Origin of the sequence: Thioclava sp. DLFJ5-1 (assembly GCF_002020115.1) — a bacterium.
In the GTDB taxonomy this organism is placed as follows: Bacteria; Pseudomonadota; Alphaproteobacteria; order Rhodobacterales; family Rhodobacteraceae; genus Thioclava; species Thioclava sediminum.
The window spans coordinates 78,685-94,273 of the sequence record NZ_MPZU01000008.1 but is presented as its reverse complement, the minus strand read 5'-3'; the positions used below and the strand labels follow the sequence as shown (position 1 = coordinate 94,273).

The following is a 15,589-nucleotide window of genomic DNA, read 5'->3' as shown; positions in this document are numbered from 1 at the left end:
GTTCTGTCCCTCGGGCCCGTCATGCGAATGGGCCTTAGTCGTCACGTCCCAGTCCCCGACACGCGGATCGCGTGGCGTCGTCGTCGGGGCCCCAGCCGCCAGACCGGAGCCCCTGTCCCTCAAGAGCAACCGCTGGTCGCCCCGCAGGTGTTGCACTTCATGCAGGTGCCGTTGCGCACCAGCGTGTAGTTGCCGCAATCGCCGCAGGCCTCGCCCTCGTAGCCCTGCATCTTGGCCTTGGCGCGCGCATCCATCTGGACACCGCCAGAGGAGACCGCGGTGGAGCTGGACGCACGGGCCTGCGCGCTTTGTGCGGGCATCTGCGAGGTCACGACATCCACACCGCCCTGCAGCACCATCAGCTCTTGCGGCAGGCGCTTGCGCAGGTAGCCGGTCGAGGAAATCTGGCGCAGCACTTCGAGCGATTTCGACGCGTTCTCGGACATCGGCTCGACATTGCCATCGGCGCGCTTGCCCTCGTTCTCACCGCCGCCCAGATCGTCGAAGCTGGTGCCCTGCGGCTTGATATGTGCAAGGTCGGTGCGGTCGAGATAGGACACGGCCAGTTCGCGGAACACGTAATCGAGGATCGAGGTCGCGTTCTTGATCGAGTCGTTGCCCTGAACCATGCCGGCGGGTTCGAACTTGGTGAAGGTGAAGGCGTCCACGAACTCCTCCAGCGGCACGCCGTATTGCAGGCCGACCGACACGGCGATCGCGAAGTTGTTCATCATCGCCCGGAAGCCAGCGCCTTCCTTGTGCATGTCGATGAAGATCTCGCCCAGCGTCCCGTCGTGGTATTCGCCGGTGCGCAGATAGACCTTGTGGCCGCCCACGACCGCCTTCTGGGTGTAGCCCTTGCGGCGCTCGGGAAGCTTCTCGCGGTGGCTGCGCACGATCTCCTTGACCAGCACCTTCTCGACGATCTTCTCGGCGAGCACGGCAGCTTTCTCCTGGGTCGAGCCGGTGGCGAGGATTTCCTCGGCCTCCTCGTCATCCTCGACCAGCGCGGCGGCCAACGGCTGCGACAGCTTGGAGCCGTCACGATAGAGAGCGTTCGCCTTGATGCCGAGCGACCAGCTGAGTTCATAGGCCGCTTTCACGTCTTCGATCGAGGCGTGGTTCGCCATGTTGATCGTCTTCGAGATCGCCCCCGAGATGAAGCTCTGCGCGGCGGCCATCATGTAGATGTGGCTGTCGACGCTGAGGTAACGCTTACCCTTCTTGCCGCAGGGGTTGGCGCAGTCGAACACGCTCAGGTGCTCGTCCTTCAGGTGCGGCGCCCCTTCCAGCGTCATCGTCCCGCAGACATGGTCGTTTGCGGCGTCGATCTGCTTCTTGGTGAAGCCGAGGTGACGCAGCATGTCGAAGGTCGGATCGTTCAGCTTCTCGGCCGGGATGCCCAGCGTCTGGGTGCAGAACTCCTCGCCCAGCGTCCACTGGTTGAAGACGAAGCGGATATCGAAGGCGGTCGGCAGCGCGGCCTCGACCTTCTCGATCTCGCGCGGGCCGAAGCCGTGGCCGATCAGCGCGGTGGTGTTGATGTCGGGGCAGTTGCCGAGGCTGGCGTGACCCACGGCATAGGCGATGATCTCTTCGATCTGCGCCGACCCGTAGCCCAGCGTCTCGAGCGCACCCGGCACCGAGCGGTTGATGATCTTGAAGTAGCCGCCGCCTGCGAGCTTCTTGAACTTCACCAGCGCGAAGTCCGGCTCGATCCCGGTGGTGTCGCAATCCATCACGAGACCGATCGTCCCGGTCGGCGCGATCACCGACACCTGCGCGTTGCGGTAGCCGTGCTTCTCGCCCAGCGCCAGCGCCTCGTCCCAGGCTTGGGTGGCGAGTGCGACCAGATCCTGATCGGGGCAGCCCTTGTGATCGAGCGCGACCGGCTTGGTCTCGAGCGCCTCGTAACCCTCGGTCTTGCCGTAGGCCGCGTTGCGGTGGTTGCGAATGACGCGGAGCATATGCTTGGCGTTCTTCTCGTAGCCCGGGAACGCGCCCAGCTCGCCCGCCATCTCAGCCGAGGTGGCGTAGGAGACACCGGTCATCACGGCGGTCAGCGCGCCACAGAGCGCCCGGCCCTCTTTGCTGTCATAGCCCAGACCCATGTTCATCAGCAGGCCGCCGATATTCGCGTAGCCGAGGCCCAGCGTGCGGAAGTCGTAGCTGCGCTGCGCGATTTCCTTCGAGGGGAACTGCGCCATCAGCACCGAGATTTCCAGCGTCACGGTCCACAGGCGGGTGGCGTGCATGTAGCTTTCCGCGTCGAACTTGCCGTCCTTGTAGAAGGTCAGCAGGTTCATCGAGGCGAGGTTACACGCCGTGTCGTCGAGGAACATGTATTCCGAGCACGGGTTCGAGCCGCGGATTGCACCGTCTTCGGGGCAGGTGTGCCATTCGTTGACCGTGTCGTGGAACTGGATGCCCGGATCGGCGCAGGCCCAGGCGGCGTGGCCAACCTGCTCCCACAGATCGCGCGCCTTCACGGTCTTCGCGACCTTGCCGTCTGTGCGGCGGATCAGTTCCCAATCGGCATCGTCCTTCACCGCTTTCAGGAAGGCGTTGGTGACGCGCACCGAGTTGTTCGAGTTCTGGCCCGAAACCGAGACATAGGCTTCCGAGTCCCAATCGGTGTCGTAGGTCGGGAATTCGATGCTGGCATAACCCTGCCGCGCATATTGCAGCACGCGGTTGATATAGGTCTCCGGGATCATCACGCGCTTGGCGGATTTGATCGCGTCTTTCAGCGCTTCGTTCTGGCTCGGATCGACCGAGGTCTCCGCCGAGCCGTCGAATTCGCGAATGGCGGTGAAGATGCCGTTCAGCTCACGCTCATGCAGCTTGGAGCCCGCGACCAGCGAAGCCACTTTCTGCTCTTCGATGACCTTCCAGTTGACGAATTCCTCGATATCGGGGTGATCCATGTCGCAGATCACCATTTTCGCCGCGCGGCGCGTGGTGCCGCCCGACTTGATCGCACCCGCTGCGCGGTCGCCGATCTTGAGGAAGCCCATCAGGCCCGAGGATTTGCCACCGCCCGACAGGCTCTCGCCTTCGGCGCGCAGCGAAGAGAAGTTGGTGCCGGTGCCCGAGCCGTATTTGAACAGGCGCGCCTCACGGACCCAGAGGTCCATGATCCCGCCCTCTTTCACCAGATCGTCCGAGACCGACTGGATGAAGCAGGCATGGGGCTGCGGATGCTCGTAGGCCGAGGTCGAGGAGGTCAGCTTGCCCGACTTGTGATCGACATAGAAGTGACCCTGACCGGGGCCGTCGATGCCGTACGCCCAATGTAGGCCGGTGTTGAACCATTGCGGCGAGTTCGGCGCGGCCATCTGTTCGGCCAGCATGAAGCGCATCTCGTCATAGTAAGCTTGCGCATCTGCTTCCGTGGAGAAGTAGCCGCCCTTCCAGCCCCAATAGCACCAGGCACCGGCGAGACGGTCGAACACTTGCTTGGCCGAGTTTTCACCGGTGAAGCGCGCCTCTTCGGGGAGCTGAGCAAGCGCCTCTTCATCGGGGACCGAGCGCCACAGGAATTCCGGCACGCCCTTCTCTTTGACCTTTTTCAGCGCCGCCGGAACGCCGGCCTTGCGGAAGTATTTCTGCGCGAGAACGTCAGACGCCACCTGGCTCCAGCGGCCGGGCACCTCGACCGACTCGTTTCGGAACACCACTTTCCCGTCGGGGTTGCGAATCTCAGACGTGGTCGTCGTGAATTCCAGCGCGCCGTAAGCGCCGGTTTCGTCGGTGGTGAACTTCCGTTCGATCTTCATTGCCCTGTCCCCGTTTGCAGTCAGTCCAATCCGGTGCCGGCGGGAGCCGCAGAAGACAAAGAAGCCCGGGCCTCGCAGTCGACACCGCGAGGGCTGCGCGCCCCGGATTCGGGGGTGCAATGTCCGAAATCTGTCCCTTGGCCCCAGGCTCCACTACATCTGGTGGGTTAGCCTCCGACACCACACAACCTGCCGTAGGCGCACCGAGCCGTCAACGAAACTTTCACCTTGAGTCAGTCCATTTTTCAGTTGACCGACCCCAAGGGAAGCGCGCTGCACGATTCCTCCACATTTGGTTAACGCATGGGCGCTGCATTGCGGCACCAATAAGGGCCAAATTTCATTGAAGATTCGGGGGCTTTAGCCGCTCATCTGGCAATTTCAATCCACAGAACGCAATATCTTGTGGATAGCCTCGCCGAGGTTGCGCAAAAATTGGGCAAAGCCGAAGAGCGTGTCGCTAGTGTCACAATCAAGAGCCTACCACTAGATATAGCGGGCCCGATTCCGGCGATTTCGAGGGGATGGTCGGGGCGGCGAGATTCGAACTCACGACCTTCTGTACCCAAAACAGACGCGCTACCAGGCTGCGCTACGCCCCGACGCCCTCTCCTTACAAAGAGGCTCGTCCCAAGGAAAGGGTCATTCGCAGGGAAATGCGGCCAGCGCAGGGTCAACGCTGGGATGCGCCAGCTGCGCCCCCGGTTCGATGCCGTGGCGCGCCGCCATCCCGGCATTGATCTCGAGCACGTAGCGCACCGGTGCGCCGGAGGGAATCGGGGTGTCGTCATTGGGCGCGGTATTCGCTGCGACCTTCACCACTTCGCCTGTCGGGTCGATGAACACCATGTCGAGCGACAGCGGCGTGTCATGCATCCAGAAGGCGACCTCCCGCGCATGCTCGTAGATGAAGAGCATCCCTGCCCCTTCGTCCATCTCGCGCCGCCCCATCAGGCCCTGCGCGCGCTCGGCGCTGCTATCGGCAATCTCGACGGTGAAGCTGACCGGCTGGTTCCCGGTGCGCAGAATAGCGAGGTCATCGCGGCACTGCGCCCCCTCCGCCGCGGCGAGACCCGGCGTTACGGCAAGGAAAAGCGCGGCGCTCAGCGCCCGGATTTCAAGCCTGCATCCCATGCGAGAACCTGTGCCGCCATCCGACCGCGCTTGCCTTCGATCACGCGCAGGCACACCGCTTCGCCGGGGGTAAGATCGGCAAAACCCGACCGGCGCAGAACTTCCATATGGATGAAAATGTCCTCGTCATTCTCGAAGACATTGGCAAAGCCGAAGCCCTTGGATTTTTCGAACCACTTCACCCGTGCAGGCTCAAGCGGCAGCGCCGCGATATCGTCGAACGTGTTGTCGCCCAAATCCTCGATCGGCGCGACGGGCTCGCCTTCCGGAGGAAGAATCTCCAAAACCTCGACCGCCTGCGCGCCGCGCGGGGTCAGCTGCATCTGGACCCGAATCCGCGCGTGATCGGCAATCGAGCCCTGACCGAAATTGCGCAGAACATTCGCATGAAGAAGGATGTCAGGCCCTCCTTCGCCATCGACGATGAAGCCGAACCCTTTGACAGGGTCGAACCATTTGACGGTGCCGGTCACCTCACGAAGCTCTGCCTCGGACTCCCCCAGCATATTCCATCCCGTTTGCATTCGCGGGCTTTCCTGTTCGCATTTCCTCCGCACGTCCTTCTGGAAATGCGGTGTTTAGGGGACACTTCAAGAGATTGCCCAAAGTTTCAAGACCCTATGCAATTCACGAAGCGCGAGTTTCAGGGGTTCAGGCGGGTCACAACCCACTGATCGGCAAGGGTTTGCCGGCTCCAGCGGAAGCGATCATGAAGGCGAAAAGAACCGTCTGCCCAGAATTCCAACTCCAACGGCTTGATTCTGAACCCTCCCCAAAACGGCGGCCGATCGGGATTCGCGCCGTGGCTCGCGGTCACCTTCGCGACCTCCGCCATCAAGGCGCTGCGCGAACTCAGTGGCTCACTTTGCCGTGAGGCCCAGGCGCCGAGACGCGATTTCAGCGAGCGCGACTTGTAGTAGGCATCAGCCTGCGGCCCCTCCTCGCGCTCAACCATACCGCGAACCCGAATCTGCCGGCGCAGCGATTTCCAATGCATCACGAAGGCGGCCTTTCCGGCGCTTTCGATCTCCTGCGCCTTCACCGATCCGTAGTTGGTGTAGAAGACGAAAGCCCCGCCGGAGGGCATGTCGCGCCCCTCGATTTCCTTGAGAAGAACCATGCGCGCATTGGGCAACCCGTCCGGATCGACCGTCGCCAGGGCAATCGCATTGGGATCGTTGATCTCGGTGTCCGCGGCCTCATCCAGCCATGTCTGCGCGATGGCAAAAGGATCGTCGCCTGCGAAAATTCCGGTTCTGTCACTCATACTCGCCTCCAGTCTCGCCGCCGCTTCGCACATCAGGCGCAACGCCCCGATCTGCAACACGATCCACACGATCATGCTTGACCGGAGGTCAGTAGCCTTGATGCGTCTCCACCTTTCGCCTAAAGCATTCGGACTTACCAGAGCGAAGCGGGGGAAAACCTGACATGTCAAACAACCTGATGGCAGGCAAACGCGGGCTGATTATGGGCCTTGCGAATGACAAATCCATCGCCTGGGGCATCGCCAAAGCCCTCGCGGATGCCGGTGCGGAGCTGGCCTTCTCGTTCCAGGGCGAGGCGCTGAAGAAGCGTGTGGGCCCGCTGGCCGAACAGCTCGGCTCCGATATCCTCGTGGAATGCGACGTCGCCAGCGGCGACTCGATCCAGACGCTCTTCGAGACGCTGCGCACCCATTGGGACAGTATCGATTTCGTCGTCCACGCGATCGGCTTCTCCGACAAGTCGGAGCTGCGCGGACGCTACGTCGACACTTCGCGCGACAATTTCAAAACCACGATGGACATCTCGGTCTATTCCTTCACCGCCGTGTGCAAAGAAGCCGCCGCGATGATGAACGAGGGCGGTTCGCTGCTCACGCTCACCTATTACGGTGCCGAGCAGGTCATGCCGCATTACAACGTGATGGGCGTGGCGAAAGCGGCGCTGGAAGCCAGCGTGATGTATATCGCCGAGGATCTGGGCAAGGACGGCATCCGCTGCAACGCGATCTCCGCCGGCCCGATCAAGACGCTCGCCGCGAGCGGGATCGGTGATTTCCGCTACATCATGAAGTGGAACGAGCTGAACTCGCCGCTGCGCCGCAACGTGACTCAGGAAGAGGTCGGCAAGGCCGCACTCTACCTGCTCTCCGATCTCGGTTCCGGCACCACCGGCGAGACGCTGCATGTCGACGCTGGCTATCACGTGGTGGGCATGAAAGCGGTCGACGCGCCCGATATCGACGTGGTCACCAAGCGGAAGGAATGAGATGACCCTCGCGGCCCTCACCGCGATCTATTTCGTGCATCTGGCCGCGGCGATGTCGCCGGGGCCAGCGGTGCTTCTGGCTGCGCGCACGGGTCTGCGCGAAGGTTTCGGGCGCGGCATCTGGCTCGCGCTCGGCATCGGCCTGGGCGCGGTGATCTGGGCGGCGGCGGCGCTGTTCGGCCTCGCCCTCGTCTTCAAGGTCGCCCCTGCCCTGCTGACCACGCTCAAGATCGCGGGCGCGGCCTATCTGCTCTGGCTCGCCTATAAGATGTGGCGCCATGCGGGCGATCCGATGGATGAAGCGATCCCCGACCTGCCGCGCACCCGCTCGGCGCCGCGGCTGATCTGGCTCGGCATCTCGACCCAGCTCGCCAACCCCAAACCCGCCGTGTTCTTCGGCACTGTCTTCCTGACCTTCATCCCGCCGTCGGCGCCCGCCTGGGCCTATGTCGCGATCCTCGGCATCGTGATGTTCAACGATGCGGGATGGAACGTCATCGTCGCGCGGATCTTCTCGCTCGAGAAGACGCGCGCGGCCTATCTGAACCTGAAAACCGTGATCGAGCGCTGCTTTGGCGGCCTGCTGGCGCTGCTCGGTCTGAAACTCGCTCTGAGCTGAGGAGACCCCCGATGTCCGACCGTCTGCCGCATGAAAAAGGCTTCCATGTCAGCTGGGACCAAATCCACCGCGATGCGCGCGCGCTGGCATGGCGCCTCGACGGCAAGGGCCCGGGCGACGGCAGCTGGCGCGCAGTGGTGGGCATCACCCGTGGCGGGCTCGTTCCGGCGGCGATCGTCGCGCGCGAGCTGGACATCCGCACGGTCGATACGATCTCGGTCAAAAGCTACAACCATCAGGAACAGCGCGAAGCGCAGGTCATCAAGCCGACGCAAGAGAGCCTGATGGAAAACGGCGGCGAAGGCGTGCTGATCGTCGACGACCTCGTCGATACCGGCAACACGCTGAAGCTGGTGCGCGACCTCTTCCCGAAGGCGCAATTCGCCACCGTCTACGCCAAACCGATGGGCGCGCCGCTGGTCGACACCTTCATCACCGAGGTCAGCCAGGACACCTGGATCTTCTTCCCCTGGGACATGGCGCTGCAATATGTGCAGCCGTATCGCGGCACGGACTGATCGGTGAAATTCGGCGCCCCCGGAACCCCTCTGGGTCGGTTCCTGCACTGGCTCTTCGAGGTCAGCCTGATCATCAAGGCAATCTTCGAGATTGCGGAAACGCTGTCTGGCCTCGCGCTGCTCGGCCTGCCGAAGAATGCGCTGTTCGATGCGGCGCATTGGCTGACCGCGCGCGAGCTGCGCGAGGATCCCAATGACCGGATCGCCAACGCATTCCTGAACGCGGCCCATCACTTCTCGATCCAGACGCAGGATTTCTACGGCTTCTATTTCACCAGCCACGGCTTGCTGAAACTTGTCGTAGTGCTGCTGCTGATCCGCGGGCTGATCTGGGCTTATCCGATGGCGATCGTGATGATGACGGGCTTCGTGGCCTACCAGATGTATCTCTACAGCCTGAACCATGGCGCAGGCATGCTGGCGCTGACGGTGCTGGATCTCGTGGTGATCGCACTGACCCTGCGCGAATGGTACGTGCGGCACAACTTCGCGTGGCGCAACCACCGTGAGAAACGCAGCTAAGGGGGCGCTGCCTCCCTTCGCCTGCCCCCGGGATATTGCCGCCAAGAGGAAGCGCAAACCCCTTCTTCTCGATCCAAATATCCCCGCCGGAGGCTCCCGCCTCTTGCCAAGCGCGCGGCGCTCTGCTGATCTCGCGCCGATCAGCCAAGAGGACCTTCATGCCCCATCCGCTCAACCCCGCGCTCGCCGCCACCTTCCCGCCCCCGGTCATGGAGGCGCGGCGCTGGCTCGACGGGGTCGAGTTCACCGCCGATCGACCGCTGATCAATGTCTCTCAGGCAGCCCCTGTCGATCCGCCGCCCGAGGCGCTACGTCAGGCTATCGCCGAGGCCGCGCTGAACGATCCGCAGGCGCATCTTTACGGCCCCGTTCTGGGCCTGCCCGATCTGCGTGCCGAACTCGCGCATCAATGGTCGCTGGCCTATGGCGGCGAGATCGCAGCGCGTCAGGTCGCGATCACGCAAGGCTGCAATCAGGCGTTTTGCGCGACGCTGGCCACGCTCGCAGGTCCGGGCGACGAGGTGATCCTGCCGACGCCGTGGTATTTCAATCACAAGATGTGGCTCGACATGGCGGGCGTGCAGACGGTGCCGCTGGCCCCCGGCGCGGGGCTTCTACCCGACCCGGAGGAGGCCGCCGCGAAGATCACCGACAAGACCCGCGCGATCGTGCTGGTCTCGCCCAACAATCCGGGCGGGGCAGAATATCCGGCCGAATTGCTGCGCGCCTTCGCCGATCTGGCCAAGCGGCACAAGCTTGCGCTGATCGTGGACGAGACCTATCGCGATTTCGACTCGCGTTCGGGCGCGCCGCATGATCTGTTCTCGGACCCCGACTGGCCGCGTTATTTCATCCATCTCTACTCGTTCTCGAAGGCCTATCGGCTGACCGGGCATCGCGTCGGCGCAATCGTCGCGGGCGAGGCGCGCCTCGCCGAGGTCGAGAAATTCCTCGACACGGTGGCGATCTGCCCCTCGCAACTCGGCCAGATGGCCGCGCTTTGGGGCATGCTCCACCTGTCGCAATGGGTCGCGGGCGAACGCGCGGAAATCCTGCGCCGGCGCGCGGCGATGGAGGCCGCCTTCGCCGATCTGGAGGGCTGGAAGATGCTCGGCTGCGGGGCGTATTTCGCCTATGTGACGCATCCCGATCCCCGCCCTTCTCCTGATTTCGCAAAGGCTCTGGTGCGCGAAGCCGGGGTGCTGATGCTGCCCGGTACGATGTTCATGCCGCAAGGCGCAAACGGGGCCGCGCAGCAGATGCGGATCGCCTTCGCCAATGTCGATACGGACGGGATCGCGGCCCTTCGCGACCGGCTGGCGGGCCTCGCGCGCGGCTAGCCTTGCAGGCCAGTAATCAAAGCCCTAAACAGCGCCCAACAAACAATGCCCGAGGAGGAACCCCGATGAAGATGCGCAGCCACGGCAAGAGTGTCGTCGTCTGGATCTTGCTGGCCATGCTGATCCTTGGTCTCGGCGGTTTCGGGCTACGCAATTTCTCCGGTTCGGCCAAAGCGGTCGGCGCGGTCGGCAACACCAAAATCACCGTCGACGATTACGCTCGCGCCCTGCGTCAGGAGATGCAGCAACGCAGCCAGCAGCTTGGCCAGCCGGTCACGATGGCGCAGATGCGCTCCTCCGGCGTCGACCAGCAGGTGCTGGGCAAGCTGATCGGTCAGGCCGCGATCGGCGAAGGCGCGCGGCGTCTTGGCGTGTCGGTGGGCGACCAGCAGTTGCAAAAACAGCTCTACGACGTTCAGGCGTTCCAGAACGCCTCGGGCAAGTTCGACCGCGAAACCTATAAATTCGCGCTGCGCCAGCAGGGCTATACCGAGCCGCAATTCGAGGCGCAGCTGCGCGACGATCTCTCGCGCTCGATCATTCAGGGCGCGGTCGCAGGTGGCGTGGATGCGCCCAAGTCGGTGGTCGATGCCTATACGAAATATGTCAGCGAGAAGCGCGGCTTCACCTGGGCCGAGGTGAGCGAGAGCGATCTGACCAAGGCGATCCCGGACCCGACGGACGATCAGCTTCAGACCTATTACAACGACCATATCGATCAGTTCACCGCGCCGCAGACGCGCGACATCACCTATGCGTGGCTGACGCCGGACATGCTGGCCGACAAGGTCAAGATCGACGACGCCACGCTGAAGGCCGAATACGAGCGCCGCGCCGACGAGTTCAAACAGCCCGAGAAACGCCTCGTGGAGCGTCTCGTCTATTCCGACATGGACGCGGCCAAGGCCGCGAAAGCCAAGCTGGATGGCGGCGCAACCTTCGCCGATCTCGCGAAGGATCGCGGCCTGACGCTGGCCGATGCCGATCTGGGCGACGTGACCCGCGACGATCTGGGCAAGGCCGCCGACCCGGTCTTCTCGGCCGAGAACAACAGCGTGGTCGGCCCCGTCGAGACCGATCTGGGCCCGGCCCTGTTCAAGGTGAACGGCATCATCGATGCGCAGGAAACCTCCTTTGCCGAAGCGCGCGACGAACTCGCGGGCGATGCCGAAGCCGAGAAGGCGCGCAACGAGATCGGCAAGATGAGCGAAGATCTGCAGGACCGTCTGGCAGGCGGCGCGACGCTGGAGGAGATGGCCAAGGAAACCGATATGGAGCTTGGCCAGATCGCCTACACCGCCGACAGCACCGACGGCATCGCGGGCTATGACGAATTCCGCAAAGCGGCCGACGAGGCCACGACCGACGCCTATCCCGATCTGCAGACGCTCTCGGATGGCGGCGTCTTCGCGCTGCGCCTAAACAAGATCGTGCCGCCCCAGCCCAAGCCGTTCGCCGATGTGAAGGACGAGGTCGCAGCGGCCTGGCGCGCCGATCAGGTGGTGCAGGCCGAAGAGGACCGCGCCAAGGAGATCGTCTCGGCGGTCGAGGGCGGCAAATCGCTGGGCGAGACCGGCGTGCTGACCACCAAGGTCGCGAGCATCGGCCGGGGCGGCTATTCCGACGAACTGCCGCCGCCGGTGATCTCGAAGGTCTTCAAGACCGAGCCGGGCAAGCCCGCGCAGATCACCGCGAACGGCAAGGTCTATGTCTTCGTCACCGACAAGGTCATTCCGGCGGATATGGAAGATGCCGACACCAAGCTGATCTCGGGTCAGATCGGCACCCAGCTGTCGAACTCGCTGGCCAATGACCTGCTCAATTTCTACGCGACCGCCGTGGAGTCGGAGGCCGGGCTCGATCTCGACAACCAGACCGTGACCGCCGTGCAGTCGCAGATGCAGTAAGGAGGCCCGCCGTGGTCGCTCTCTCCCCCTCTTTCGAGGCGTTCGAGGAACGCTGGGCCAAGGGTGAAAACCAGCTGGTCTACGCGCGGCTCGCGGCCGATTTGGACACGCCCGTCTCGCTGATGCTCAAGCTTGCCGAGGCGCAGCCCAATTCCTTCATGCTGGAATCGGTGACCGGCGGCGAGGTGCGCGGGCGCTACTCGATCGTCGGCATGAAGCCTGACGTGATCTGGGAATGCCGGGGCGAGCAGGCACGGATCAACCGCTCGGCGCGCTTCGACGAGGCGTGGGAAGACCTTCCGGGCCACCCGTTCGACAGCCTCCGGGCGCTGATCGCGGAGAGCCGCATCGAGATGCCCGACGACCTGCCCGCAGCGGCGGCGGGTCTCTTCGGTTATCTCGGCTATGACACGATCCGTCTGGTCGAGAAGCTGCCGAACGTGAACCCCGATCCGCTGGGCGTGCCCGACGCGATGCTGCTGCGCCCGTCGGTCGTGGCCGTACTCGACGGGGTGAAGGGCGACGTGATCATCTGTGCGCCCGCCTTCCAAGCCGAGGGCAAGTCCGCGCGCGCGGCCTATGCGCAGGCCGCCGAGCGTGTCTCGGATGCGCTACGCGATCTCGACCGCACGCCGGTGGAGAGCCGCGATCTGGGCGAGAGCCTGCAGGTCGGCGAGATGCATTCGAACTTCACCAAAGAGGGCTACATGTCCGCCGTGGAGAAGGCGAAGGATTACATCCGCGCGGGCGACATCTTTCAGGTGGTCCCGGCGCAGCGCTGGTCGGCGCATTTCCCGCTGCCGCCCTTCGCGCTTTACCGCAGCTTGCGACGCACCAACCCCTCCCCCTTCATGTTCTTCCTGAACTTCGGGGGCTTCCAGATCGTGGGCGCTTCGCCCGAGATCCTCGTGCGCGTGCGCGAAGGCGAAGTGACGATCCGCCCGATCGCGGGCACCCGTCCGCGCGGGGCGACCCCTGCCGAGGACAAGGCGCTGGAAGAGGACCTGCTGGCCGACAAGAAAGAGCTGGCCGAGCACCTGATGCTGCTCGATCTGGGTCGCAACGATGTGGGGCGTGTCGCCAAGATCGGCTCGGTCCACCCGACCGAGAAATTCATCATCGAGCGTTACAGCCACGTCATGCATATCGTCTCGAACGTCGTGGGCGAGCTGGCCGACGATCAGGACGCGCTCTCGGCGCTGTTGGCCGGTCTGCCCGCAGGCACCGTGTCCGGCGCGCCCAAGGTTCGCGCGATGGAGATCATCGACGAGCTGGAACCGGAGAAACGCGGCATCTATGGCGGCGCCGTGGGCTATTTCGCGGCCAATGGCGAGATGGACATGTGCATCGCGCTGCGCACCGCCGTGGTGAAGGACAAGACGCTCTACATTCAGGCGGGCGGCGGCGTGGTCTATGACAGCGACCCCGAGGCCGAATGGATGGAGACGGTCAACAAGTCGAAGGCGCTGCGCAAAGCCGCCGAGGATGCGGGGCTGTTCGTCGCCACTCGCGGCAACGGCTGAGGCAGTCGCCTTTTCCCAAGCTTTGAGAACGCGGGCTTACTGGCCCGCGTTTTCCATTTTCGGTTCGGTGTCCGGAGTGCCAGCCGCCACGCTATCCAGCGCCAACGCAGAAACCGGGGTCAGCGTCACCTTGCTCTGCGCATCGACATACCAATCCTCGATCCCCTGAACCGATTCCGGCCAGGCCGAGAGCATCACCACGACCGAGCCGTTGCGCTCCGCCTCGAAATCGGCGCGCGCGAGCATCCGCGAGATCACCGCGGCCTTCTCGCGCCCGTCATCGATCACGCGCCAGACCTGTGCGCGCGGCAGATCGGCGGAGGTCGCGATCTGGTTGGCGCTGTCGAAGCCCTTCTTCTGCGTCACAACCCCAAGCCCGCCGCGGCTGAGCGCCGAGATCATCTGGCGCGCAAGCGGGCGGTTGTTCTGGAATTGCGGCTGCGGCGGCTCCACGACGGCGACCGCCTCGGGGATCACGTGACGCCAGGCCTCCAGCGCCACCTCGACATCCTCGGGCGCGGCGTTCGCGGGGAGCCCGGCTGCGAGGATCGCGACCTCGAACCCTGCCGCGCGGAAGGCTTTCGCATCGTCGGCAGCGCCGTCGCGGGTCGGATCGATCGCGATGGTCATCGGCAGATCGCTCGCGGTGATCGTCGCCGGGTCGAGCCCGCCTGCCGCCACGCCCGGATCAATCAGCACAAGCGAGATTTGCGGCTTGTCGCTGATCGGTGCGGGGGCTGCGAATTTCTGGATCGGGTTCAGATCGGCCGCATCGACCGCAGCGACCTCGGGCATGTCCTGCGCGGACTGCGCGTCGGAGCCCTCCTCCGTCGAAGGCGCGGTCGAAGGCGTCACTTGCGGCAGGCGATCCACCACCACGCCGGGCGCGGATTTGAACCCGCCCATCGCTTTGCCCGGCAGCGACGGGGCGTCTTGCAACGAAAAGATGCGCGGCTTGATCGGGGCCGCATCTCCGCCTTGCGGCAGAGCGCGCCCGGCGGGCAGGTGCGGGCTTGCGGTCGGGTCGTTCGATATCTCGGGTTTGTCCGCCTGCGCAGTGTCGATCCCCTCGCCCTCGGGCGGCAACTGATCCGGCGCGGGCATGTCACCGAGCGACGGGGCCGCTTGGGGCGCCGCCTCGGGGGGCGTGATCTCGGCCTCGGGCAGTGCGGGCATCTCATTCGCCGCGACAATCGTGTCGCCCTCCTCCGCAGGCGGCGTCGCTTGCTCGGACGCTTTCGGCGGCTGCAGGGTCACGTCGGGCAGCGCGGGCATCTCGGCTGCTGGCAGAGTTTCAGCGGTCCGCTGCGGCTGCGTTTCGGGCGCGCGCGCAGCGGCAACCTCGGGCGTGGCATCGGGCGCGGGCGCGCCTTGCAAAGAGGCAGGCGGGGCGCTGTCGGGCTGGGCCCCGGCCTCCGGCGCGACCGGCTCGGCGAGCGCGACGGACTCCCCATCCGCGTCGGGACGCGGCTCGGCCATGTCGGTCGCCATTTCCGGGCGCGCGGCGCTTTGGATTTCGTCGGCACTGGGCGGCGCGAGGCTCGGCTGCGGCTCGGACACGCGCGGCGTCTTGGTCGGCGCTGAAATCGGCGCCCCGTCCGGCGTCGGCATCGAGGGCGTGCGATCGGTCGCAGGGCGCGAGAAATCGGAGCCCGCAGGCAGGTCCACATTCGCCGGTTCTTCGGGCGTCGGGCTTCCGGCGAGCTTGATCTCTGCGCCGGGCTCTTTCGGCGCCGGGAAGATCAACGACATCACGCCCGCACCAAGTACCGCGACCAGCAGACCGGCCAGTCCGCCCTTCATCACAGATCGCATCATTGCCTGCCTCCATCTTCACCGCTCTTGATGCGCGGCTTTTCCCGGGGACTGCCCTTGACCCCGACCCTTCGCTGATAGCATCTATAGCCCGACCCGTTCCCCGGTTCACCCCCCTTGATAAGCGCATCGGCGCTTGTGTGCATGGGGGACGCCGGGGGCCAACAAACGAAAGGGCC

12 protein-coding genes and 1 tRNA gene are annotated in these 15,589 nt (G+C 64.5%); 7 read left to right on the top strand and 6 right to left on the bottom strand.

The features are described from left to right. Positions 1-119: 119 nt before the first annotated feature. The 5 genes from BMI86_RS19705 to pdxH form a co-directional block, all read right to left on the bottom strand. The gene (locus BMI86_RS19705) at positions 120-3,779 is read right to left on the bottom strand and encodes a vitamin B12-dependent ribonucleotide reductase (RefSeq protein WP_078542847.1); all 3,660 of its coding nucleotides are present in this window, start codon (positions 3,777-3,779) and stop codon (positions 120-122) included. A gap of 525 nt (positions 3,780-4,304) precedes the next feature. Then, a tRNA-Pro gene (locus BMI86_RS19700) sits at positions 4,305-4,381 on the bottom strand. A 40-nt stretch (positions 4,382-4,421) separates the two neighbouring features. Then, positions 4,422-4,913 carry a DUF192 domain-containing protein gene (locus tag BMI86_RS19695; protein ID WP_078542846.1) on the bottom strand — a complete coding sequence of 164 codons (492 nt, stop codon included), beginning with the start codon at positions 4,911-4,913 and terminating at the stop codon, positions 4,422-4,424. After that, complete coding sequence (locus BMI86_RS19690) at positions 4,883-5,419, bottom strand: cold shock domain-containing protein (protein WP_078520559.1); 537 nt, start codon at positions 5,417-5,419, stop codon at positions 4,883-4,885. The genes BMI86_RS19695 and BMI86_RS19690 overlap by 31 nt, the downstream gene beginning before the upstream one ends. Positions 5,420-5,556: 137 nt before the next feature. Then, the gene (gene pdxH, locus BMI86_RS19685; RefSeq protein WP_078542894.1) at positions 5,557-6,180 is read right to left on the bottom strand and encodes a pyridoxamine 5'-phosphate oxidase; all 624 of its coding nucleotides are present in this window, start codon (positions 6,178-6,180) and stop codon (positions 5,557-5,559) included. Between the two features lie 164 nt (positions 6,181-6,344). On the opposite strand from pdxH, the gene fabI reads away from it, so the two are divergent. From fabI to trpE, 7 genes are all read left to right on the top strand, one after another. Next, positions 6,345-7,166: an enoyl-ACP reductase FabI gene (gene fabI, locus BMI86_RS19680; RefSeq protein ID WP_078520117.1), complete on the top strand. Its 822-nt coding sequence runs from the start codon at positions 6,345-6,347 to the stop codon at positions 7,164-7,166. 1 nt (position 7,167) lies between these two features. Further along, positions 7,168-7,785 carry a LysE family translocator gene (locus BMI86_RS19675; protein ID WP_078542845.1) on the top strand — a complete coding sequence of 206 codons (618 nt, stop codon included), beginning with the start codon at positions 7,168-7,170 and terminating at the stop codon, positions 7,783-7,785. A gap of 11 nt (positions 7,786-7,796) precedes the next feature. Beyond that, positions 7,797-8,303, top strand: coding sequence for a xanthine phosphoribosyltransferase (gene gpt / locus BMI86_RS19670; protein WP_075775650.1), 507 nt, complete (start codon positions 7,797-7,799; stop codon positions 8,301-8,303). Positions 8,304-8,306: 3 nt separating this feature from the next. Beyond that, entirely contained in the window at positions 8,307-8,825 is a 519-nt protein-coding gene (locus tag BMI86_RS19665) for a DUF2127 domain-containing protein (RefSeq protein WP_078520119.1), read from the top strand. A 158-nt stretch (positions 8,826-8,983) separates the two neighbouring features. Further along, positions 8,984-10,165, top strand: a complete 1,182-nt coding sequence (locus BMI86_RS19660) for an aminotransferase (RefSeq protein WP_078542844.1) — start codon at positions 8,984-8,986, stop codon at positions 10,163-10,165. Positions 10,166-10,230: 65 nt separating this feature from the next. Continuing rightward, positions 10,231-12,072, top strand: coding sequence for a SurA N-terminal domain-containing protein (locus BMI86_RS19655; protein WP_078542843.1), 1,842 nt, complete (start codon positions 10,231-10,233; stop codon positions 12,070-12,072). A gap of 11 nt (positions 12,073-12,083) precedes the next feature. After that, positions 12,084-13,595, top strand: a complete 1,512-nt coding sequence (gene trpE, locus BMI86_RS19650; RefSeq protein ID WP_078542842.1) for an anthranilate synthase component I — start codon at positions 12,084-12,086, stop codon at positions 13,593-13,595. A 36-nt stretch (positions 13,596-13,631) separates the two neighbouring features. On the opposite strand, the gene BMI86_RS19645 is transcribed toward trpE, so the two are convergent. Next, a complete protein-coding gene (locus BMI86_RS19645; RefSeq protein WP_078542841.1) occupies positions 13,632-15,413 on the bottom strand; it encodes a divergent polysaccharide deacetylase family protein in 1,782 nt (593 codons plus the stop codon). Positions 15,414-15,589: the final 176 nt, after the last annotated feature.

What these genes read in the sequence shown, in the direction of transcription:
- gpt (WP_075775650.1), top strand. Translation starts at nt 7,797, where the DNA reads ATGTCCGACCGTCTGCCGCATGAAAAAGGCTTCCATGTCAGCTGGGAC.
- BMI86_RS19705 (WP_078542847.1), bottom strand. Translation starts at nt 3,779, where the DNA reads ATGAAGATCGAACGGAAGTTCACCACCGACGAAACCGGCGCTTACGGC.
- BMI86_RS19645 (WP_078542841.1), bottom strand. Translation starts at nt 15,413, where the DNA reads ATGATGCGATCTGTGATGAAGGGCGGACTGGCCGGTCTGCTGGTCGCG.
- BMI86_RS19690 (WP_078520559.1), bottom strand. Translation starts at nt 5,419, where the DNA reads ATGCTGGGGGAGTCCGAGGCAGAGCTTCGTGAGGTGACCGGCACCGTC.
- BMI86_RS19655 (WP_078542843.1), top strand. Translation starts at nt 10,231, where the DNA reads ATGAAGATGCGCAGCCACGGCAAGAGTGTCGTCGTCTGGATCTTGCTG.
- fabI (WP_078520117.1), top strand. Translation starts at nt 6,345, where the DNA reads ATGTCAAACAACCTGATGGCAGGCAAACGCGGGCTGATTATGGGCCTT.
- BMI86_RS19660 (WP_078542844.1), top strand. Translation starts at nt 8,984, where the DNA reads ATGCCCCATCCGCTCAACCCCGCGCTCGCCGCCACCTTCCCGCCCCCG.
- pdxH (WP_078542894.1), bottom strand. Translation starts at nt 6,180, where the DNA reads ATGAGTGACAGAACCGGAATTTTCGCAGGCGACGATCCTTTTGCCATC.
- BMI86_RS19695 (WP_078542846.1), bottom strand. Translation starts at nt 4,913, where the DNA reads ATGGGATGCAGGCTTGAAATCCGGGCGCTGAGCGCCGCGCTTTTCCTT.
- BMI86_RS19675 (WP_078542845.1), top strand. Translation starts at nt 7,168, where the DNA reads ATGACCCTCGCGGCCCTCACCGCGATCTATTTCGTGCATCTGGCCGCG.